Consider the following 20,579-nt stretch of genomic DNA (forward strand, 5'->3'; position numbering starts at 1 on the left):
TTTCACGTGGTGGTCGTCACGACGGCTGCCCGCGTGTCCGTCCGGCGGTTGAGGCAGGATGATCCGCATGACTGCGAGCGAAGGGCCCACCGTCGGGACGCTGGTCCTGCTGCGACACGGTGAGAGCGACTGGAATGCCAAGAACCTCTTCACCGGCTGGGTGGACGTCGACCTGACCGAGAAGGGCGAGGGCGAGGCACGGCGCGGCGGCGAGCTGATGCGCGAGCACAGCCTGCTGCCGGACGTCGTGCACACCAGCGTGATGCGCCGTGCGATCCGCACCGCCGAGCTGGCGCTCAACGCCGCCGACCGGCACTGGATCGCCGTGCGCCGGTCGTGGCGGCTCAACGAGCGCCACTACGGCGCCCTGCAGGGCAAGAACAAGAAGCAGACCCTCGACGAGTACGGCGAGGAGCAGTTCATGCTCTGGCGCCGGTCGTACGACACGCCACCGCCGCCCATCGACGACAACGACGAGTGGTCGCAGGTGGGTGACCCGCGCTACGCGCTGCTGCCGACCGAGCTGATGCCGCGCACCGAGTGCCTCAAGGACGTCGTCGACCGGATGCTGCCCTACTGGTACGACTCGATCGTGCCGGACATCCTGGCCGGCCGGACGGTGCTGGTGGCCGCGCACGGTAACTCGCTGCGCGCCCTCGTCAAGCACCTCGACCAGATCTCCGACGAGGCGATCGCCAAGCTGAACATCCCGACGGGCATCCCGCTGCGCTACGACCTCGACCCGCAGCTGCGCCCGCTCACTCTGGGCGGCACCTACCTCGACCCGACCGCTGCGAAGGCGGCCGCCGCGGCGGTGGCCAACCAGGGGCGCTGAGCCACCAGCAAAGGGGCCCCCGCCATCGCCGAGAGCGATGGCGGGGGCCCCTTTCGTGCCGGTCAGTTACTGCTGGGCGCGCTCTCCCCGGTGATCAGGTAGATCACGTGCTCGCCGGCGTTGACCGCGTGGTCGGCGAAGCGCTCGTAGAAGCGGCCCAGCAGGGTGGCGTCGATCGCCGTCTCCACCCCGTACGGCCAGTCGTCGCCGAGCAGCACGGCGAACAGGTTCTTGTGCAGCTCGTCCATGGCGTCGTCGTCGCGGTCCAGTTCGCCGGCGAGGTCGGCGTCGGGCTTCGCCAGCACCGAACCGATCTTCACGGCCATCCGGTCGGCGATCTCGGACATCTCGGTGAAGACCGTCCGCAGCTCGGCCGGGACGGCGGGGGAGGGGTGCCGGCGCAGCGCGGTCTTCGCCACGTGCTCGGCGAGGTCGCCCATCCGCTCCAGATCAGCGGCCACGTGCAGCGCGGTGATCATCGCCCGGAGGTCGGAGGCGACCGGCGCCTGTCGGGCGAGCAGGTCACAGACCCGCTCCTCGACGTGCCGGTAGAGGTCGTCGATCTCGGCGTCCCGCTCGATGACCGTCTCGGCGGCCTGCCGGTCGGCGGTGAGCAGGGCCCGGGTGGCCTGGCGCATGGCGGCGCGGACGCCCTCCGCCATGTCCACCAGCAGTTGGCTGACGATCTGGAGGTCGGCCCGGAACTCGTCGCGCATCATCACGTCCTGTGGTCGGTCGCCGCCGACGGGTGCCGGCGCAGGGGGCTGAGCAGGTGCGACGCCAACGGTAGGGCGCGTGAACGGATCCCGGATGAACCACGGTGAACGACGTCAGACGTGGGGGTGAACACTTCCGTAAGTGAGGGTAGTTCGTCCCGTTCTGTGTGGTAGCCAGGTTAACAATGACCCTACGATCGCCGGGTGGAGTGGGCGGTGGCGGTCGTGGTGGCGCTGGCTTTGGTGGCCGGGATGGCCGCCGGTCTGCTGCTGCCCCGGTTCCTGCCGAGGCGGAACGGCCACTCCACGTCGACGGGGAGCGTCCGCTTCCGCTGGAGCAGGGGGAGGCCCGCGATAGCCGACGAGCAGCAGGCCGGGCTCGGCCGCCGGACGATCGACTCACTCCGGGCCGGTGTCGTGGTTCTGGACAACGACGACGTCCCCGTGCTGATCAACCCGGCCGCCCGCGCGATGGGGCTGCTGCGTACCGGCAGCACCCCCGGCTCAATCGCCGCGCACCCGCTGATCCGTACCCTCGCCGGCCAGGTGCGACGCACCGGCGTGCGACGCGAGATCGAGCTGGACCTGCCCCGGGGTCGCGACAGTGCGGGGGAGAACCCGCTCGGCGTGCACCTGCGGGCGATGGGTCTCGGCAACGGCTTCGTCGCGGTCGAGGCGGTCGACGTGACCGAGTCGCACCGGCTGACCCGCGTACGACGCGACTTCGTGGCCAACGTGAGCCACGAGCTGAAGACCCCGATCGGGGCTCTGCAACTGCTCGCCGAGGCGTTGCTGGACGCGACAGAACCGGCCGACGCCGCGCTACCCGACCTATCCGAGGACCTGGTGGCCGCCCGTCGGTTCGCCGAACGGATCCAGCACGAGTCGACCCGGCTGGGTCGACTGGTGCAGGAGTTGCTGGAGCTGACCCGGTTGCAGGGGGCTGAGCCGCAGCCGCCACCGGAGCCGGTCGCGCTGGACTGGGTCATCGCCGAGGTGGTCGACCGGACCCGCACCACGGCCTCCGCCCGGGGTGTCGCGGTGACCGTGGACGGGGCGCGTGGTCTCACCGCGTACGGCAGCGACTCCCAACTCGCCACGGCGGTGGCGAACCTGGTGGAGAACGCCATCAACTACTCGGGCGAGGACACCACGGTGCGGGTGACCCTCAGCGGCGACGACGAGCACGTCGAGGTCGCCGTCGCCGACCAGGGCATCGGTATCGCCCCCACCGACGTCGACCGGATCTTCGAGCGGTTCTACCGGGCCGACCAGGCCCGCTCGCGTGCCACCGGCGGCACCGGGCTCGGTCTGGCGATCGTGAAACACATTGCGAGCAACCATGGCGGACGGGTCGAGGTGTCGAGCACTCTTGGTGGTGGATCGACGTTCACCCTCCGGCTGCCCGCCAGTCCACCGGACGACCTCCTGGCGACACTGCCGCCGGTTGGGATCGAGTCCGGTCCGACTGGGCTACGGCAGGTCTGACAGCAAATGGAAAGGAAATCCCCGTTGAGCCGCGTTCTCGTGGTCGAGGACGAGGAGTCGTTCTCCGACGCCTTGTCGTACATGCTCCGTAAGGAGGGCTTTGAGGTTTCGGTCGCCGCGACCGGCACCGACGCCCTCACCGAGTTCGACCGGACCGGCGCCGACATCGTGCTGCTCGACCTGATGTTGCCCGAGATGTCGGGGACCGAGGTCTGCCGGCAGTTGCGGCAGCGCTCCGCCGTGCCGATCATCATGGTCACCGCTCGGGACAGCGAGATCGACAAGGTGGTCGGGCTGGAGATCGGCGCCGACGACTACGTCACGAAGCCGTACTCGCCGCGGGAACTGGTCGCCCGGATCCGGGCGGTGCTGCGCCGGCAGAGCCCGGAGGTGGCCGAGGCGGGTGCGCCGACGCTGGCCGCAGGGCCGGTGCGGATGGACATCGAGCGGCACGTGGTGACCGTCGACGGCGGGGCCGTACAGCTGCCGCTGAAGGAATTCGAACTGCTGGAGCTGCTGCTGCGCAACGCGGGCCGGGTGCTCACCCGCGGCCAGCTCATCGACCGGGTCTGGGGCGCCGACTACGTCGGTGACACCAAGACGCTGGACGTGCACGTCAAGCGGCTGCGCTCCAAGATCGAGCCGGAGCCGTCCGCGCCGCGCTTCATCGTGACCGTGCGGGGTCTGGGCTACAAGTTCGAGCCGTGATCGGCGTACCCGAAGGGGGCCTGCGCTCGACGCGGGCCCCCTTCGGCCTTGTCGGCCCCTGAGCGGCGGGCCAGCTCCGAGAGCTGAGCCCCCTGGGCGGCGGGGGCGAGTCCGTTGACGCGGCCCTTTGGAGCTGATGTCACAGACGAGTCATCCGCCGATGTCGTGGAGCCGACGTCGCAGAGCTGACGTCGCAGAGCCGATGTCGCAGAGCCGACGCCGCAGGGCCGACGTCGCAGAGCCGATGCCGTAAACGAGTCAGCTCCAAAGGCGTCTCACCCGACGCACCGGCTCCTTGTCGGCGGCCGTTGGGGGCTCGCTCTGTAGAAGAGCCAGCAGGTGGACGAGTCAGCAGTGTGGCGTGCGTCCGATGACCTCGTCCGTGAGACCGCTGAAGTCAGTGGCCCCACGATGCGTCGCAGCCAGTGACGTTACCGAGACCGCTAGACCTCGTCGGCGGGGTGTGGGGCGATCATGCCCTGCTTCGTCCTGGTCGCGCACAGTTCGGCCAGCCGCTCGTACGCGGCAGCGCCGATCAGGGCGGTCAGCTCGGGCCCGTACGACAGGTACATCGGCTCGGTGCCGACGTGCGCGTCCGTCGAGGAGGTGCACCACCAGTCCAGGTCGTGCCCGCCGGCTCCCCAGCCCCGCCGGTCGAACTCGGACAGGGTGGAGACCAGCACCTTGCTGTTGTCCGGTCGCTTCACCCAGTCCTGATCGCGGCGGATCGGCAGCTGCCAACAGACGTCCGGCTTGTATTCCAACGGGTGCACCCCGTCGCGCAGCGCCTGGGCGTGCAGGGCGCAACCGCCACCGCCGGCGAAGTCGGCGTCGTTGAGGAACACGCACGGACCGTCGGTGCCCTGGGTCGCGGTGCGGCGGGCCGGGTTCTTGCCGTCGATGGTGTCCTCGTCGGTCCAGTTCTTGAACCCACGCCGGAAATGCTGCCAGGTCGACGGGGTGAGTCGCCGGACGGCGTTGCGAACCCGCTTCTCGTCGTCCGAGTCGGTGAAGAAGGCCCCGTGCGAGCAGCAACCGTCGGCGGCCCGGCCGGCGATGATGCCGTGGCAGCCCTTGCCGAAGATGCAGGTCCAGCGGGAGAGCAACCAGGTCAGGTCGGCCCGGATCAGGTGCGTCTCGTCAGCCGGGTCGGCGAACTCGATCCACTCCCGAGGGAAGTCCAGGGGCACCTCGCGACTGCGCGGGTCACCCGGGTCGTCCACCAGTACACGGAGCTCCATCGTCACTCGGCCCAGCCTACGCGCGGTGACGTCCGCAGGCCGGTGAGCCGCGCAAACGTGTTGCGCCTACTGTCTTCACCATGCGACTGGGTGTCCTCGACGTCGGATCCAACACGGTGCATCTCCTTGTGGTGGACGCGCACCACGGCGCGCACCCGTGGCCGGCGCACTCCGAGAAGGTGGTGCTCCGGCTGGCCGAGCAGATCGGCCCCGACGGCGCGCTGACCGAGGCGGGCGCGGACGGCCTGGTCAAGGCGGTGGGCATGGCCAAGGCGGCGGCCACCGGGTTGGCGGCCGACGACCTGATCGCTTTCGCCACGTCCGCGGTGCGCGACGCCACCAACGCGGCCGAGGTGCTGGCCCGGGTCCGGGACGAGACCGGCGTACGCCTGGCGGTGCTCTCCGGGGCGGACGAGGCGCGAATGACGTTCCTGGCCGTACGGCGGTGGTTCGGCTGGTCGGCGGGCCGGCTGCTGGTGCTCGACATCGGTGGCGGCTCGTTGGAGATCGCCGCCGGCATCGACGAGGACCCGGACGTCGCGGTCTCCCTGCCACTCGGGGCCGGTCGGCTGACCCGCGAGCGGCTGCGGGTCGATCCGGCCAGTGCGGCCCCGCCGTCGGCGGAGGCCGTCGACAAGCTCCGGGAGTACGTGGACGGCCGGCTGGACAAGGTCGTCGACCAGATGACGGAGGTGGGCTGGGATCGGGCGGTGGCCACCTCGAAGACGTTCCGCACCCTGGCCCGACTGGCCGGGGCGGCCCCGTCCGGCTCCGGGCTGTGGGTGCGACGCAGCCTGACCCGGGCCGGCTTGCGGCAGGTCATCGGTTTCATCCGACACATCCCACCGGCGCAGCTGATGGAGCTGGAGGGGGTCAGCGCGGGTCGGGCCCACCAGTTGCTGGCCGGCGCCGTGGTCGCCGAGGCGGTGATGCGCCGCCTGGATCTGGACTCGCTGGACATCTGCCCATGGGCGTTGCGGGAGGGTGTCATCCTCCGCCGGCTCGATCAACTGGAGCCGATCTGATCCGGCGGCCGTTTTCGGTCGTTTTGCCGGCGCTCGTCACGATGCCCCCGGCGCTGCCGGGCTACGCTGGCTGATGTGACTTCCCGCGTTCCCGTGCTCCTGTCCAGCTCGTCGGTCTTTCCCGAGCCGACCGCGGCGGCGTTCCAACTGGCCGCGGCGCTCGGTTACGACGGCGTCGAGGTGATGGTCTGGACCGACGTGGTCAGCCAGGACGCGGGCGCGCTGCGCGGCCTCTCCACGCACTACGACGTGCCGGTGCTCTCGGTGCACGCGCCCTGCCTGCTGGTCACCCAGCGGGTGTGGAGCCCGGACCCGTGGGAGCGCCTGCGCAAGGCCGCCGAGCTGGCCGAGACGCTGGGCGCGCCGACCGTCGTGGTGCACCCACCGTTCACCTGGCAGCGCGACTACGCGCGCAACTTCGCCGAGGGTCTGGCCACCGTCGCGGACCGGTTCAGCGGGCTGCGCTTCGCCGTGGAGAACATGTACCCGGTGCGGATGGCGGGCCGGCAGTTCGTCCCGTACGTGCCCGGTTGGGATCCGACCGACGCCGGCTACCCGTCGTACACCCTTGATCTGTCGCACTGCGCGGCCTCGCACAGCGACCCCCTGGAGATGGCCGACCGGATGGGCGCCGGGCTGGCCCACGTGCATCTCGGTGACGGCACCGGCGAGGGCCGCGACGAGCACCTGGTGCCCGGGCGCGGCACCCAGCCCTGCGGGGAGTTGCTCTCCTCGCTGGCCGGCCGGGGTTTCACCGGGGCGGTGGCGGTGGAGGTCGCCACCCGGGGCGCGAAGAGCCGCGCGGTGCGCGAGGCGGACCTGCGCGCCGCGCTGGAGTTCGCCCGCCAGCACCTGACCGCGTCGTCACCGGTCGACGCCTGACCCGTCCGCCCACTGTCGGGCGGCAGTGGTGTCAGCTGACCGGTGAGAGGGAATCGGCGGCGGAGGTCGGCTGCGGGGCGACAGTGACCTGCTCGCCGACCGCCGCCCGCTTACGGGCCCGGTGCGCGGCGACGTGCGAGCGGGTGGCACAGCGCTCCGAGCAGAACCGCCGGCAGCAGTTGGACGACGTGTCCAGGTAGACGTTGCCGCACCGCTCGTCGGCGCAGACCCCGAACCGGGCGCTGCCGTACTCGCAGAGCCAGACCGACAGCCCCCAGACCGCGCCGGCCAGGTATTCGGCACTGACCGAGGCGCCCCGACTGGTCACGTGCATGTGCCAGTCGCTGGAGTCGTGCCCGGAGATGCGCGGCTGCACCGGGAACGCCTCCAGCAGCGCGTTCAGCTCGGTGACCGCCTGGGCGTCCCGCCCCGAGGTGCCGTACTCGAAGACGTCGCGCAACCGTTTCTGCGCCCGGCGGAAAATCGCCACGTCCCGGTCCGCGACCTCGTCGCGCATCCAGGCGTTCTCGTCGGGGAAGAGGGCCCGCAGGTCGTCGAGGTCGTCCAGGCGGGCGTTGACCAGGTCAACGCCGGTCCGGGCGTACGCGTCGAAGTTCACGCCCCCAACGGTAGACGACTCAGCGGGTGCGCGGCGCGTCGATGTAGTGCGGCAGGAACCGCGCGTAGCCGTCGGTGATCAGACTCGCGCTCTCCCGCACACCCACGCCGGCCGATTCGCCGTCGACGATCCAGGAGCCCAGCACCATCCGGTTGCCGGCGAACTGCGGCAACGCCCGGAACTCCTGGTAGCACCAGCCCTCGTCGCCGTAGATCCCCGGGTTGGTGATCTCCTCATCGGCGGTGACGATGCGTACCGATCCGCCCTCGCGGCCGAGCAGTGGCTTGGCGACGTACTCCGGCATGCCGCGCGGCGAGTCGAGGTACGCCGGGAGCAGGTATTCGTGGCCCGGGTACAGCTCCCAGAGGACCGCGAGCAGCGCCTTGTTGGAGAGCAGCAGTTTCCAGGCCGGCTCGATCCAGGTGGTCGGGGTGCCCGGGGCCAGGGCCGCCGGCCCGTACGGCTCGGCCAGCATCCACTCCCACGGGTAGAGCTTGAAGCAGGTGGTCACCGGGTTGTCGTCGGCGTCGACGAAGCGTCGGCCGTCCCAGCCGATGTCCTGGATGGGTTGGAGCTCGACGCTCAGGCCGGCCTGCCGGGCGGTCTCGGCGAGGTAGCCGGCGGTCATGTGGTCCTCGCCGGACTCCTCCTCGTTCGACCAGAGCACGTGCACCCGGGGGTCGTGCAGCCCCGCCCCGATCTTGGCCCAGGCGCCGACCAGCCGCTCGTGCAGGCTGTTCCACTGGTCCAGCTCCGGCCGGGTCTGCTCCAGCCAGTACCACTGGATGATGCTCGCCTCGACCAACGCGGTGGGGGTGTCCGCGTTGTACTCCAACATCTTCGGAGGCCAGGTGCCGTCGTACGCGAGGTCGAAGCGCCCGTACAGGGTCGGTGGCGCCTCCCGCAGCGACCGGGCCACCGCCTCGGCCGCCCATTCCGGGATGCCGAACTCGGCGTACCGGCGCTGCGCCACCACGTGCTCGGCGGCGGCCACCGACATCCGGTGCAGCTCCTCGGTGGCCTCCTCCAGCCGCAGCACCTCGTCCAGGTCGAAGGCGTACGCGGCGGTCTCGTCCCAGTACGACATGATCCCGCCGTCGGGCAGCTCGGTGTCGACGTAGACCAGCCCCTGCGACCGGATGGTGGAGTCCCAGTCGGTGCGCGGTGTGACCGTCTCGCGGCGCACGTCAGCCGCCGCAGGCGGCGAGGTGGGTGCCGAATCCACCGCGTTCGGGCAGGGCGGCGGTGCCGGGCTCCGGGGCGGTGCGACCGGCGGCCGGGTCGGGGACCCGCATCGCCAGCGCGACGGTGTCGCCGCCGCCGACCGGCCCGAGGGCGCAGTCGTCGTCATCGTCGTCGTCCGAGGTCATGTTGCAGCCGGAGAGGGCGAGCGCGAGAGCGGTGAGCGCGCCGAGCTGCACGGAGGCCGAGCGGAGTCGGCGGCGGGGGCGTTGGTCCACGGCATCGTTGTAGCCGATCGGCGCCACCGCCGCCGCCCCGCCCCCGGGCCGAGGTGGCCCGGCCGCCCCTCGGCGGGGCCCCTGGCAGGGGCGTTACGCTCGGCTCATGCTCCGTTCCGTCATCCTCGCCGCCTCCCGGTCATCCCAGGTCGAGCGGCTCGTCGCGACTGCCCCGTACACCCGGGACGTCGTCCGCCGGTTCGTCGCCGGCGCCGCCACCGACGACGCGTTGCGCGCGACCCGCGGGCTCGTCGACGACGGCCTCGCGGTCACCCTCGACCACCTCGGTGAGGACACCGTCCGCCCCGAGCAGGCCACCGCCACCCGGGACGAATACCTGAAACTGCTCAAGATGCTCGGCGCCGCTGGGCTCACCCCGGCCGCCGAGGTGAGCGTGAAGCTCTCCGCCCTCGGCCAGATGTTCGACGAGCAGTTGGCGTACGACAACGCGCGGGCGATCTGCGCGGCGGCCGACGCGGCTGGCACCACCGTCACCCTCGACATGGAGGACCACACCACCACCGACTCGACGTTGGAGGTGCTGAGCCGGCTGCGCAAGGACTTCCCGTCGACCGGCGCGGTGCTCCAGGCGTACCTGCGGCGGACCGAGTCGGACTGCCGGGAGCTCTCCTCGGCCGGGTCGCGGGTGCGGCTGTGCAAGGGGGCCTACAAGGAGCCGGAGTCGGTGGCGTACCAGTCGGCCCGTGAGGTGGACAAGTCGTACGTGCGCTGCATGAACATCCTGATGTCCGGCGACGGTTACCCGATGCTGGCCACCCACGACCCGCGGATGATCGCCATCGGTGAGGACCGGGCCCGGTGGTTCGACCGGGGGCCGGAGCGCTTCGAGTTCCAGATGCTCTACGGCATCCGCCCCGAGGAGCAGGCCCGGTTGGCCGGCGAGGGTTACACCGTGCGCACCTACGTCCCGTACGGCGACGAGTGGTACGGCTACCTGATGCGCCGGCTCGCCGAGCGCCCCGCCAACCTGGTCTTCTTCGGCCGTGCCCTGATCTCCAAGAAGTAGTTCCTCCGGTTCGGCCGACGGGCCGGCGGCGACCCTCGGGTTGCTGCCGGCCCGTTTCCGGTATCAGGCTTGCCAACGTTGGCTAAGTGGCTTAGCTTTGAAGCTATGATGACTAGCCAGGTGCGGCGGGATGGCGGACACATCGCGTACGAGGTGCAGGGCGAGGGGCCGTTGGTGGTCCTCGCGCACGGCATGGGCGAGAACAGGGCGAGCTTCCGGCACCTCGTGCCGCTGCTGGTGGCCGCCGGTCACCGGGTCGCCTCGGTCGACGTCCGGGGGCACGGCGAGTCCAGCGCCGGCTGGCCCACGTACGCCCCGGCGGAGGTCGGCGCGGACCTGCTGGCCGTGGTCCGCGACCTCGACGCCGGTCCGGCCGTGCTGGTCGGCAGCTCGTCCGCCGCCGCGGCGGTGGTCTTCGCCGCCACCGACGCGCCCGAGCTGGTCACCGGCATCGTGCAGATCGGCGCGTTCGTCGGTCAGCCGAAGCTCAACCCGCTGCTGCGGACGGCGATGTGGTCCGTGCTGCACAGCCCCCGACTGTTCGGGATGTTCCACAACACCCTGTTCCCGGTGCACCGACCCGCCGACGACGCCGCGTACCGTCGCTCGATGGTGGCCAACCTGCGCGAGCCCGGTCGGATGGCCGCGACGCGCGGCGTGATCGCACCGGCCGAGCCGCACTGGACCGCCCGCGCCCCGCAGGTGCGGCAACCGGTGCTGGTGCTGATGGGGTCCAAGGACCCGGACTTCCCCGACCCGGGAGCCGAGGCGCGGGCCGCCCGGCGGCTCTTCGGCACCGCCGAGGCTCGGATGATCGAGGAGTCCGGCCACTACCCGCACGCCGACCGGCCGCAGCGCACCGCTGACGAGTTGCTCGGCTTCCTGGCGGTGTGCGCCGGTGCCTAGGGTCGGCCTCAACCAGCAGACCGTCGTACGGGAGGCGGCCCGGCTGGCCGACGAGGTCGGCTTCCAGCAGCTCACCCTCGCCGCGCTCGCCAGCCGGCTCGGGGTGGCGCTGCCCAGCCTCTACAAGCACGTGCGAGGGGCGGACGCGTTGGCCCAGAAACTGGCCGCCCTGGCCACCGCCGAGCTGGCCACCGAGATGACCACCGCCGCCGTCGGCCGCTCCGGTGGCGACGCGCTCCGGGCCCTGGCGGACGCCTACCGTGACTACGCCCTCCGGCACCCCGGCCGCTACCCGGCGACGCAGCGGGTGCCCGACCCGGCCGACCCGGAACACGTCGAGGCGGGCGAACGCGCCGTGGGTGCCATCTTCGCGGTGCTGCGCGGGTACGGGCTCACCGGCGACGACGCGGTGGACGCGACCCGTGCCCTGCGCAGCGCCCTGCACGGATTCGTGACCCTGGAGGGCGCGGGCGGCTTCGGTCTGCCCCGCGACATCGACCGCTCGTACCACCAGTTGGTCGCCAGCATGGACATCTCGTTCCGCTCGTGGCCGCGCACCGGCGGGTGAGCGAGCGGCCGGGCCGATCGGCCCGGGGCGGCCTCGCCGCATCCAGGTAGTGGTCGTACCCTTCGGCGGGTGACTGACGAGGTGCAGCAGCCAGCACCACGGCGGCTCTGGCCGCTGTGGACGGTGCTCGTGGTGGTCCTCCTGCTGCTGGGCTGCGGCCTGCCGGCGGCGCTCGTCGTCGGAGTGATCCGGGAGACAGGCTCGCGCCCCACTGTCAGCCGGGTCGGTTCCTCGGCGGCCGACGACCCGGCCACCACCGTGGCCAGAGGGCTGTCCGACCGGATCACCGCCCAGCTCCACCGGCAGTCCGCGGCACTCCTCGGCGGCGACCGTGCCGGGTTCCTCGCCGTCGCCGATCCCGCCGCCCACAACGACCTGCGCCGGCGCTTCGCCGCGCTACGCGAGCTCAAGGTGACCGGCTGGCGGGCCGAGCCGAGTGGCCTGCCCGTGCCGATCATCGGCAAGCCCGGCGAATGGCGGCTGCTGGTGCGCTTCCAGTACTGCTTCGTCACGCCGAACTGCCGGCCCAGCCCGGTGCTGATCGGCACCCGGTGGCGGGAGAACGGCGACCAGCCCCGGATGGTCGCCATGGAGGAATCCAAGTCGGTGGAGACCGGCACCCGACCGTGGGAGATCAGCGACCTGGCGGTCGCCATCGGCGCGCGGACCATCGTCGCCACCACCCCGGCGCTGCGCGGCAAGCTGCCCGGCCTGCTCGCGCAGGCCGAGGCGGCGGCGAGGGTCGCCGACGGGTACGCGGTGACCGGCTCACCGCCGGACCGATACCGGATCTTCTACGCCGGGCGCACCGAGTGGCAGCGTTGGTACGGCGGGGAACGCCCGGAATGGACCGGCGGTTACGCGGTCACCGTGGGCGGCGGTCACCACGAGGTGGTGCTCAACGCCGAAGGACTCTCCAACAGCGGCACCGACGACCTGCTGCGGCACGAGCTGACCCACGCGGCGTCGTTGCCGGAGCGCGGCTACCCGGGCAAGCTCACCTGGTGGTTGGTCGAGGGCCTGGCCGAGTTCGCCGGTGCCGGCGGCCAGGCGGTCGACCGGTACGAGGGGATCGCCGACGTGCGCAAGATGGTCCGGGGCGGCTGGGACGGCAAGTTGGAGGGCGTCAACCCCGCCGACGACGCCTCCGCCGAACGGGTAGCCGCCAGCTACGGCATCGGCTACCTGGCCGTCCGGCACCTCGTCGACCGGTACGGGCCGCTGCGGCTGCTCACCTTCTTCAAGACCGTGGTGCACGACGGCAGGACCATCGACGCGGCCTCCGAGAAGGCGTTCGGTGAGCAGTGGTCGACGCTGCACGACGAATGCGTGGCGTACGTCCGCGCCACCGCCGCCTGACGCAGCCCGGAGGCGGTGCGGAGGTGCGCCGTACCATCGATGGGTGCGCCGTCCTCAGTCGTCACGGCCCGCCAGCACCATGCGGCCCCGCCTGCTCATCGCCCTGACCGCCGTCGTCGTCCTCACCGCTACCACCGCCGCCTCCTGCGGCGACGAAGGCCCCGATCTCGCGCTGGCGTCGGCCGCCCGCAACCCGGTCACCGAGGTGATCGACGCACCCGCCACGGTGACCGCCCGCGCCGCCGCCACCCTCACCGCTCCCGCCGACGGCACCCTGTCCAGCCTGCGCGTCCAACCTGGACAGCGGGTCAAGCGCGGTCAGGTGCTGGCGGTGGTCGACTCGCCGAGCGCGCAACAGCGCCTCCGTCAGGCCACGGAGGCGCTGACCGCCGCGAAGCGCGCCGGCCGAGGCGTCGGAGCGGGCAGCCTGACCAGCAGCCGGCGTGGCACCGACAGGGCCGCCGACGAGGCGTTCGACGCGGCCCGGAAGGCCGCCGAGAAGATCGCCGACCCGCAACTGCGCGACGCGCTGCTCACCCAGGTGACGTCCGCGCAACGCCAGTACGCGGCCGCCGCGCGCAGCGCCGACCAGGCGGTCCGGGCGGTGCAGCGGGGGATCAACGGGTTGAGTTCCGCCGTCGGCGCGCTCTCCGCGGCGCAGCGGCTCCAGGCCCAGCAGGCGTACGACCTGGCAAAGGCGACAGTCGACGCGCTGACCCTGCGCGCCCCGATCGCCGGGGTGGTGCAGCCCGGCGGCACCCGGGCCGGCGGTGGTGCGAATGCCGGTCTGGCCGGGCTGTTGGAGCAGGCCGGTGGCGCGCAGGCGGCCGGCCTCGACCCGTCCGTGCTGGCTCCCGCCGGTCAGGGCGGGCCGCCGGCCGGCGTGGACGACGCGGTCGCGGTCGGTGGTCAGGTCACCGCCGGAACCCCGGTGCTGACCGTGGTGGACACCGGGCAGTTGGGTCTGCTCGCCGAGGTGGACGAGACCGACGTGCTGCTGGTCAAGGCCGGCGTGCCGGCCACTGTCGAGTTGGACGCCGTCACCGGCGCCAGCTACGACGCCACAGTCCGCTCGGTCGACGTGCTGCCCACCAGCTCCGCGCAGGGCGGGGTCACCTACCGGGTCCGCCTCGCGCTGGGCACCGGGAAGCTGGCCGAGGACGAGCCGGCCCCGACGCCCCGCCCCGGCATGAACGCGATCGTGCACCTGCGGGTACGCGAGGCCGTCGACGCGGTAACCGTCCCCGCGTCGGCGGTGTTCTCCGCCGACGGCCGGGACGCCGTCTGGGTGGTCCGTGACGGCAAGGCGGGCCGGGCGCCGGTGACCGTGGGCGTCCAGGGGTCCGACCTCGTGCAGATCCTCAACGGCGTGCAGCCCGGCGACCGGATCGTGGTGCGCGGCGCCGACCAGGTCCGCGACGGCCAGGAAGTCCGGTGACCGGATCGGCCGCCGCAGATCCGCGCGGCGATCCGCCGGCAGGGGAGCGGGTTCCGGCCATCGAGGCGGTGGACGTGTCCCGGACGTACCAGCTCGACGGGGTGTCGGTGGAGGCGCTGCGCGGGGTGTCGCTCATCGTGCAGACGGGGGACTACGTGGCCCTGGTCGGCCCGTCCGGCTCGGGCAAGTCCACCCTCATGCACCTCCTCGGCGGGCTGGACCGGCCCACCGGTGGCCGCCTGGTGATCGGCGGGCGGGACGTCAACGCCCTCGCGCCACCGGAGATGGCGACCCTGCGCAACGAGACGATCGGCTTCGTCTTCCAGGCGTTCCACCTGTTGCCGCGTACCTCGGCGGTGGAGAACGTGGCGTTGCCCCTGGTCTACCGGGGGGTGTCGGCCCGACAGCGGCGGGAGCGGGCGGCGGCGATGCTGGGCCGGGTCGGCCTCGGGCACCGGCTGGATCACCGGCCCAACCAGATGTCCGGCGGTGAGCAGCAGCGGGTGGCGATCGCCCGCGCGCTGGTCACCGAGCCGACGGTGCTGCTGGCCGACGAACCCACCGGCAACCTGGACAGCGTCACCGGCGCCGCGGTGCTGGAGCTGTTGGAGCAACTGAACGCGGAGTCGGGGGTGGCGCTGGTGATGGTCACCCACGACCAGGAGGTGGCGGCCCGCGCCCACCGCCGGATCACCATGCGCGACGGGGTGGTCGTGGCGGACAGCGCCGACCCGCGCTCCGCTCATGATCGACCGCCGTCCGTTGATCACGGTCGACCTGCGACACTGGTCCCCGCTCCCAGCGCGGAGCCCCGGTCCGCGTCCGGAAGCGGTCCGGGGCACCCGTCCGGTGGCTCCGGTGGCGCCGCCGGAGCCACCGGGCGCCTTCCGCACGAGGTCGAGCGGCCCGAAGCCCACCCACGCGACGCCGCCCCGGGCGATGCCGTTGCCCGCGAGGGCGCTGCGGTCGCGCACGAGGTCGAGCGGCCCGGAGGTACGGCGTGAGAGTCGCCGAGGCGTGGCGGGTGGCGCTGGACGCCCTGCGGGCCAACCGGCTGCGTAGCGCGCTGACCATGCTCGGGGTGATCATCGGGGTGGCCTCGGTGGTGCTGCTGGTGGCCATCGGCACCGGCACCAAACAGAAGGTCGAGCAACAGGTCGAGGGCCTCGGCTCCAACCTGCTGCTGGTCGTCCCCGGCCGGATCGAGGTGGGCAACGCTCCGGTCGTCTCGCCGCTGACCCTCAAGGACGTGGACGCCGTCACCCGGGTGGTCGGCGACCCCGATCGGGTGGCGGTCACCGTCGCCTCCGGGGCGACCGCGCGGGCCGGCGCCCGTTCCGACTTCACCACCGTGCAGGGCGTCCTGGAGACGACCCCGGCGGTGTTCACCCGCTCGCTGGCGCGGGGACGCTACCTCACCGGCACCGACGTGGACACCAGCCGACGGGTGGCGGTGCTCGGTGACTCGGTCGCCCGTGCGCTCTTCCCCGACCGGGACCCGCTCGGTCAGCAGGTGGCGCTGGCCGGGGTGCGGTTCCGGGTGATCGGAGTCTTCGCACCCCTCGGGCAGAGCCTCGGCGTCGACCGGGACGACGAGGTGCACGTGCCGGTGACCGCCGCGCAACGACTCTGGGGCACCCAGCGGGTCGACGGCATCGCGGTGAAGGCGCCGGACCGGGAGCGGATCGACGAGCTGGGCGAACGGATCGTCGCCGAGCTGAACCGCCGCCACCCGGACACCGAGTTCAGCGCCGTAACCCAGCAGCAGATCCTCGGCGTGCTCGGCGACATCCTCGGTGTCCTCACCGGCGTACTGGCGGCCATCGCCGGCATCTCGCTGCTCGTCGGCGGCGTCGGCGTCTCCAACATCATGCTGGTCAGCGTCCGGGAGCGGACCCGGGAGATCGGGCTGCGCAAGGCCGTCGGCGCGCGTCCCCGCGACATCGGCGTGCAGTTCCTGCTGGAGGCGGTGCTGCTCACCACGATCGGCGGGCTCACCGGGATGGCGCTGGGCGTGGGAACCGCCCTGCTGGTCGACGCGCTGTCGCCAATTCCGGCGGCGATCACCTGGTGGTCGTTGGCGCTCGCCTTCGGCGTTTCGGCGGTGGTGGGCATCGTGTTCGGGGTGGTTCCCGCGCAGCGCGCCGGCCGTCTCGACCCGGTGGTCGCCCTGCGCACCGAATGAGCAGAGCCGCGACAACCGGACGACGGACGCGGACAGGCAGATACCGGGAGCACGGATCGGGTGAACCGGCCACCGAAGCATGATCAGTTGCAGGAAGGGATCGCGCCGGTCACAACCGCCCCGCTACCGTACTGGTAACACGCGCGTCGCCGGCCCGGCCCGGAGCATCCGTCGGGTTGGCACGCGCCGGGCATGGGATGGGTCGGTGAGCCATGGCCGGGTCACAGTCCGACGGGCGGCTGTCGGAGGTCAAGTTCCTGACCGTCGCGGAGGTGGCGACGGTCATGCGGGTGTCAAAGATGACGGTCTATCGCCTGGTGCACAGCGGTGAGCTCACCGCCGTCCGGGTCGGCCGGTCATTCCGGGTGCCCGAGCATGCGGTGCACGAATATCTCCGGGGTGCCTTTCAGGAGACCGCCTGAGCCACCGCCCCGCCCTCCGACCGCCGGCTGAACGGCATCGGTGGGCGTGAGGAGTGAGCTCGCGGGCCCCGCGGTCGCGAACCAGAGGTGGTCGCGGCGGGGGCGCGTTGGTCCGGCTGACGCCCTGCGGCTACCCTGGAGCCCGACCGAGACCCCACCGGTGCGCCCCGCCGCCCAGACTGGTCCGGTCCGTTGTCCGCAAGCGGTCGCCGTCGCCACCTGCGTGGTGTCATCCGGTCCGCCCCGCACGTTGTATCGAAAGGCTGTCGTATGGGCTCGGTGGTCAAGAAGCGCCGTAAGCGCATGGCTAAGAAGAAGCACCGCAAGCTGCTGCGCAAGACCCGCGTCCAGCGTCGCCGTCTCGGCAAGTGATCGCCGCCGGGCTCGGTGCCCGGCGTTCGGCGTCACTTGCCAAACTGTCGACCTCCGGAGGCTCAGGTGATCAGGCCGTGGTCGTCCCGGCTCGGTCCATCCTGCCGGCGTAGGTGCGTCAGATGACCCCCGGTGGCACCTCAGGTGCTCCGGGGGTCGTCGTCGTCACCGGAGTGGGCCGTTACCTGGGCGCCCACGTGGCGGCCCGGCTGGCCGCCGACCCGCGCATCGAACGGGTCATCGGGGTCGACGCACCTGACTCCGGCACCGAGTTCACCGACCTGCTGGACCGGGTCGAACGCATCCGCGTCGACAGCGGGTCCCTCGGTGGCCTCCTCGCCGACCTGGACGTCGACGCGGTGGTGCATCTCGCGCTGGTCACCTCACCCGACCCGCAGCACGGCGGCAGGTCCGCGATGAAGGACCAGAACGTCATCGGCAGCATGCAGATGCTCGCCGCCTGTCAGCGGGCACCCCGACTGCGCAAGCTCGTGGTCCGCTCGTCGACCGCCGCGTACGGGGTGTCGTTCCGGGATCCGGCGGTCTTCACCGAGGAGACCGAACCCCGCGAGGTGCCGCGCGGCGGTTTCGGCCGCGACATCCTCGACCTTGAGGGGTACGTGCGCGGCTTCCGCCGCCGCCGATCCGACGTCACCGCCACGGTGCTGCGCTTCGCCCCGTTCATCGGTTCGACCGCCGACACCACGTTGACCCGCTACTTCTCGCAGCCGTTCGTGCCGACCGTCTTCGGCCGTGACCCCCGCCTCCAGTTCCTGCACTTCGACGACGCGTTGGAAGTGCTGCACCGGTCGATCGTGGAGGACCATCCCGGCACGTACAACGTCGCCGGCCCCGGGGTGCTGTCGCTGTCCCAGGCGATCCGGCGCGCCGGCCGGGTCGCCGTGCCGGTGCTGGAGCCGGGTCTGTCCGGGGCCGCCGCGCTGGCCCGCACCATGGGATTCGGCAGCTACGGCCTGGACCAGGTCGACCTCTTCGTGCACGGCCGGGTGGTCGACACCAGCCGGCTCGAGCAGGAGTACGGCTTCACTCCCCGGTCGACCGCCGAGGCGTTCGAGGACTTCATCCGGGCTCACCACGGTGGGATGGTGGTCACCCGGGGTCAGCTGGCCGCCGCCGAGCAACTCGTCCTGGACGGCATCCGGCAGGTCCGTTCAGCGGTCCGGGAGCGGTCATCGTGAGCGCGAGGAGTCAGCCGGTCCTGCGAGCCCCGCAGTCGCGAACCGAGGCGGCATCATGAGTGGGCCCGAGGAGGGGCGCGACCCGCAGTCGGTCGGGCGTTTCGACGTACCGCAGCAGGTGCCCGCACCGGACGCGGAGCCGGCACGGCGCAACGGATACCGACCTGCCGCGCAGGTCGCGCCGACGCCGACGGCCTCGAACACACCGCCGGCCCCGGCCGAACCGCAGGCCTCGACCTCGACCTCGACGCCGGCGGACGAGGTCGACGCCGGGTTGCCCGGCGGCACCGAGCCGGCGGTGTCGGACCGGCCCGGGGACCACTGGGACCGCAAGGTCGCGAACGGGTTGGCGTTCCTGCGCCGGCGGCTCTCCGGTGACTACGAGGTCGACGAGTTCGGTTTCGACTCGGAGTTGACCGACGCGGTCTTCCACCCGCTGCTGCGGCTGCTCTACCGGGACTGGTTCCGCACCGAGGTCAGTGGAGTGGAGCACGTCCCCGTGGACGGGCCCGCCCTGGTGGTCGGCAACCACTCCGGGACGGTGGCACTGGACGCCCTGATCCTCTCGGCGGCGCTGCACGACAAGCATCCCGCCCACCGCTATCTGCGGCTGCTCGGCGCCGACCTGGTCTTCCGGATGCCGGTGGTCTCCGAGTTGGCCCGTAAGACCGGCGGCACGGTGGCCTGCAACCCGGACGCCGAGCGGCTGCTCAGCGGCGGCGATCTGGTCGGTGTGTTCCCCGAGGGCTTCAAGGGCATCGGCAAGCTCTACGCCGACCGCTACAAACTGCAACGCTTCGGGCGGGGAGGGTTCGTCTCCGCGGCGCTGCGCACCGGCACCCCGATCGTGCCCGTCGCCATCGTCGGCGGCGAGGAGATCTACCCGATGCTCGCCGACATCAAGCCCCTGGCGCGGCTGCTCAAGCTGCCCTACTTCCCGGTCACGCCGACGTTCCCGCTGCTCGGCCCGCTGGGCATGGTGCCGCTGCCCAGCAAGTGGCTGATCGAGTTCTGCCCGCCGATCCCCACCGCCCACCTGACCGACTCGGCGGACGACCCGCTGGTGGTCTTCAACCTCGCCGACCAGGTGCGGGAGACCATCCAACAGACCCTGCACACGCTGCTGGAACGACGGCCCGACCCGTTCGGCCCCTAGGGTCTCTCAGCCGGCACGGCGGCGGCGCTGTAGCGCCAGGCCGGCGGTGACCGCGCCGGCGACCAGCCCGGCGGCCGCGGTCGACGGTACGGCGATCTTGACCGCTCGGCGACCGGTGCGGAAGTCCCGTACCTCCCAGCCGTGCTGGCGGGCCTGGCGCAGCAGGGCGCCGTCCGGGTTGACGGCCACCGCCCGGCCCACCGCGCAGAGCAGCGGCAGGTCGTTCGCCGAATCGCTGTAGGCCGCGCAGCGGAACAGGTCGAGCCCTTCCACGGCGGCGAGCTGGGTGACCGCCTCAGCCTTGGCCGGCCCGTGCATCAGATCACCCACCAACCGCCCGGTGTACGCACCGTCCAGCACCTCGGCCACAGTGCCGATGGCACCGGTCAGGCCGAGCCGGGCGGCGATCACCCGGCCGATCTCGACGGGGGCGGCGCTGACCAGCCAGACCCGCTGACCGGCGTCCAGGTGACGCTGAGCGAGCTGGTGGGTGCCGGCCCAGATCCGGGGGGCCATCATCTCGTCGAAGATCTCCTCGGCGAGGTGTTCGACCTCGTTGACCCGCCAGCCCTGGACGAAGGCCAGCGCCGCCTCCTTGGCCACTGACATGTCACCGGCGTGCTCCCGGGCCAGTAGCCGGAAGCGGAGCTGCTGCCAGGCGAATCGGGCCAGGTCGGCGGTTGTCACGTAGTTCCGGGAGGCGAGACCACGGGCGAACCAGTAGATCGACGCGCCCTGCATCATCGTGTTGTCCACGTCGAAGAACGCCGCGGCGGTCGGGTCGGGTGCGCTGACCGGGGCCAGGTCGGTCTCCGCCCAGGCTGCGGTGTGCCCCTCGGCGTCGGTGCTGACCGTCACCTTACGGCTACGCGCCACGCGAATCCCTTCCTCACCGGTACGACGGATGATCCCCTGCGAGGGTATCCGCCGTAGACGGGCAACCGGCCGGGCACACAGCGAACTGTGGCGCGGC

General features: G+C 72.0%; 21 protein-coding genes and 1 pseudogene. 16 read left to right on the top strand and 6 right to left on the bottom strand.

Annotated features, from left to right (window positions below):
• Positions 1-67 precede the first annotated feature (67 nt).
• Complete coding sequence (locus ABTW72_RS11910) at positions 68-835, top strand: phosphoglyceromutase (protein WP_091403562.1); 768 nt, start codon at positions 68-70, stop codon at positions 833-835.
• Positions 836-897: 62 nt separating this feature from the next.
• Here the strand turns inward: ABTW72_RS11910 and phoU are convergent, their stop codons facing one another.
• Positions 898-1,551 (bottom strand): phosphate signaling complex protein PhoU, encoded by a 654-nt coding sequence (phoU, locus tag ABTW72_RS11915; protein WP_091403559.1) that lies wholly within the window; start codon positions 1,549-1,551, stop codon positions 898-900.
• Between the two features lie 204 nt (positions 1,552-1,755).
• On the opposite strand from phoU, the gene ABTW72_RS11920 reads away from it, so the two are divergent.
• Both ABTW72_RS11920 and ABTW72_RS11925 read left to right on the top strand, forming a co-directional pair.
• The gene (locus ABTW72_RS11920; RefSeq protein WP_350857576.1) at positions 1,756-3,039 is read left to right on the top strand and encodes a sensor histidine kinase; all 1,284 of its coding nucleotides are present in this window, start codon (positions 1,756-1,758) and stop codon (positions 3,037-3,039) included.
• A 24-nt stretch (positions 3,040-3,063) separates the two neighbouring features.
• Complete coding sequence (locus ABTW72_RS11925; protein ID WP_030329696.1) at positions 3,064-3,747, top strand: response regulator; 684 nt, start codon at positions 3,064-3,066, stop codon at positions 3,745-3,747.
• Between the two features lie 443 nt (positions 3,748-4,190).
• On the opposite strand, the gene ABTW72_RS11930 is transcribed toward ABTW72_RS11925, so the two are convergent.
• The gene (locus ABTW72_RS11930; protein ID WP_350857579.1) at positions 4,191-4,988 is read right to left on the bottom strand and encodes a DUF3109 family protein; all 798 of its coding nucleotides are present in this window, start codon (positions 4,986-4,988) and stop codon (positions 4,191-4,193) included.
• Between the two features lie 80 nt (positions 4,989-5,068).
• Between ABTW72_RS11930 and ABTW72_RS11935 the strand changes: the two genes are divergently transcribed.
• Both ABTW72_RS11935 and ABTW72_RS11940 read left to right on the top strand, forming a co-directional pair.
• Entirely contained in the window at positions 5,069-6,013 is a 945-nt protein-coding gene (locus ABTW72_RS11935; protein ID WP_350857582.1) for a Ppx/GppA phosphatase family protein, read from the top strand.
• A gap of 75 nt (positions 6,014-6,088) precedes the next feature.
• Positions 6,089-6,895 (top strand): sugar phosphate isomerase/epimerase family protein, encoded by an 807-nt coding sequence (locus ABTW72_RS11940; protein ID WP_112584230.1) that lies wholly within the window; start codon positions 6,089-6,091, stop codon positions 6,893-6,895.
• A 31-nt stretch (positions 6,896-6,926) separates the two neighbouring features.
• Here the strand turns inward: ABTW72_RS11940 and ABTW72_RS11945 are convergent, their stop codons facing one another.
• Genes ABTW72_RS11945 through ABTW72_RS11955 form a run of 3 tightly spaced genes read right to left on the bottom strand, consistent with a single transcriptional unit; the run spans position 6,927 to position 8,974 of the window.
• Entirely contained in the window at positions 6,927-7,514 is a 588-nt protein-coding gene (locus ABTW72_RS11945; protein WP_091402753.1) for a CGNR zinc finger domain-containing protein, read from the bottom strand.
• 19 nt (positions 7,515-7,533) lie between these two features.
• Positions 7,534-8,700 (bottom strand): glutathionylspermidine synthase family protein, encoded by a 1,167-nt coding sequence (locus ABTW72_RS11950; protein WP_350857586.1) that lies wholly within the window; start codon positions 8,698-8,700, stop codon positions 7,534-7,536.
• A gap of 1 nt (position 8,701) precedes the next feature.
• Entirely contained in the window at positions 8,702-8,974 is a 273-nt protein-coding gene (locus tag ABTW72_RS11955) for a hypothetical protein (RefSeq protein ID WP_350857588.1), read from the bottom strand.
• A 106-nt stretch (positions 8,975-9,080) separates the two neighbouring features.
• Between ABTW72_RS11955 and ABTW72_RS11960 the strand changes: the two genes are divergently transcribed.
• From ABTW72_RS11960 to ABTW72_RS12010, 11 genes and pseudogenes are all read left to right on the top strand, one after another.
• Entirely contained in the window at positions 9,081-10,001 is a 921-nt protein-coding gene (locus ABTW72_RS11960; protein ID WP_091402747.1) for a proline dehydrogenase family protein, read from the top strand.
• 105 nt (positions 10,002-10,106) lie between these two features.
• Positions 10,107-10,907, top strand: coding sequence for an alpha/beta fold hydrolase (locus ABTW72_RS11965; RefSeq protein ID WP_350857591.1), 801 nt, complete (start codon positions 10,107-10,109; stop codon positions 10,905-10,907).
• Entirely contained in the window at positions 10,900-11,475 is a 576-nt protein-coding gene (locus ABTW72_RS11970; protein ID WP_350857594.1) for a TetR/AcrR family transcriptional regulator, read from the top strand. Before ABTW72_RS11965 ends, ABTW72_RS11970 begins: the two co-directional genes overlap by 8 nt.
• Positions 11,476-11,544: 69 nt before the next feature.
• Complete coding sequence (locus ABTW72_RS11975; RefSeq protein WP_350857597.1) at positions 11,545-12,834, top strand: hypothetical protein; 1,290 nt, start codon at positions 11,545-11,547, stop codon at positions 12,832-12,834.
• A gap of 79 nt (positions 12,835-12,913) precedes the next feature.
• On the top strand, positions 12,914-14,272 hold the full coding sequence (locus ABTW72_RS11980; RefSeq protein ID WP_350857884.1) for an efflux RND transporter periplasmic adaptor subunit: 1,359 nt from the start codon (positions 12,914-12,916) through the stop codon (positions 14,270-14,272).
• Positions 14,269-15,180 (top strand): annotated as a pseudogene (locus tag ABTW72_RS11985) (ABC transporter ATP-binding protein); the annotation flags it as partial. The gene ABTW72_RS11980 and the pseudogene ABTW72_RS11985, both read left to right, overlap by 4 nt.
• A gap of 92 nt (positions 15,181-15,272) precedes the next feature.
• Positions 15,273-16,457 carry an ABC transporter permease gene (locus ABTW72_RS11990; protein WP_091402733.1) on the top strand — a complete coding sequence of 395 codons (1,185 nt, stop codon included), beginning with the start codon at positions 15,273-15,275 and terminating at the stop codon, positions 16,455-16,457.
• Positions 16,458-16,669: 212 nt separating this feature from the next.
• Entirely contained in the window at positions 16,670-16,879 is a 210-nt protein-coding gene (locus tag ABTW72_RS11995) for a helix-turn-helix domain-containing protein (protein WP_007465625.1), read from the top strand.
• A gap of 270 nt (positions 16,880-17,149) precedes the next feature.
• Positions 17,150-17,251, top strand: coding sequence for a 30S ribosomal protein bS22 (locus ABTW72_RS12000; protein ID WP_007465623.1), 102 nt, complete (start codon positions 17,150-17,152; stop codon positions 17,249-17,251).
• 122 nt (positions 17,252-17,373) lie between these two features.
• Complete coding sequence (locus tag ABTW72_RS12005; RefSeq protein ID WP_350857600.1) at positions 17,374-18,450, top strand: NAD-dependent epimerase/dehydratase family protein; 1,077 nt, start codon at positions 17,374-17,376, stop codon at positions 18,448-18,450.
• 274 nt (positions 18,451-18,724) lie between these two features.
• Entirely contained in the window at positions 18,725-19,606 is an 882-nt protein-coding gene (locus tag ABTW72_RS12010) for a lysophospholipid acyltransferase family protein (protein WP_350857887.1), read from the top strand.
• Positions 19,607-19,612: 6 nt separating this feature from the next.
• Here the strand turns inward: ABTW72_RS12010 and ABTW72_RS12015 are convergent, their stop codons facing one another.
• The gene (locus ABTW72_RS12015; RefSeq protein WP_350857603.1) at positions 19,613-20,482 is read right to left on the bottom strand and encodes an HAD family hydrolase; all 870 of its coding nucleotides are present in this window, start codon (positions 20,480-20,482) and stop codon (positions 19,613-19,615) included.
• Positions 20,483-20,579: the final 97 nt, after the last annotated feature.

Origin of the sequence: Micromonospora sp. NPDC127501 (assembly GCF_040302185.1) — a bacterium.
In the GTDB taxonomy this organism is placed as follows: Bacteria; Actinomycetota; Actinomycetes; order Mycobacteriales; family Micromonosporaceae; genus Micromonospora.

Bases quoted from the DNA above. Each gene is read 5' to 3' on its own strand.
- ABTW72_RS11910 (WP_091403562.1), top strand. From the start codon at position 68: ATGACTGCGAGCGAAGGGCCCACCGTCGGGACGCTGGTCCTGCTGCGA.
- phoU (WP_091403559.1), bottom strand. From the start codon at position 1,551: ATGCGCGACGAGTTCCGGGCCGACCTCCAGATCGTCAGCCAACTGCTG.
- ABTW72_RS11930 (WP_350857579.1), bottom strand. From the start codon at position 4,988: ATGGAGCTCCGTGTACTGGTGGACGACCCGGGTGACCCGCGCAGTCGC.
- ABTW72_RS11935 (WP_350857582.1), top strand. From the start codon at position 5,069: ATGCGACTGGGTGTCCTCGACGTCGGATCCAACACGGTGCATCTCCTT.
- ABTW72_RS11960 (WP_091402747.1), top strand. From the start codon at position 9,081: ATGCTCCGTTCCGTCATCCTCGCCGCCTCCCGGTCATCCCAGGTCGAG.
- ABTW72_RS11965 (WP_350857591.1), top strand. From the start codon at position 10,107: ATGATGACTAGCCAGGTGCGGCGGGATGGCGGACACATCGCGTACGAG.
- ABTW72_RS11980 (WP_350857884.1), top strand. From the start codon at position 12,914: ATGCGGCCCCGCCTGCTCATCGCCCTGACCGCCGTCGTCGTCCTCACC.
- ABTW72_RS11995 (WP_007465625.1), top strand. From the start codon at position 16,670: ATGGCCGGGTCACAGTCCGACGGGCGGCTGTCGGAGGTCAAGTTCCTG.
- ABTW72_RS12000 (WP_007465623.1), top strand. From the start codon at position 17,150: ATGGGCTCGGTGGTCAAGAAGCGCCGTAAGCGCATGGCTAAGAAGAAG.
- ABTW72_RS12005 (WP_350857600.1), top strand. From the start codon at position 17,374: ATGACCCCCGGTGGCACCTCAGGTGCTCCGGGGGTCGTCGTCGTCACC.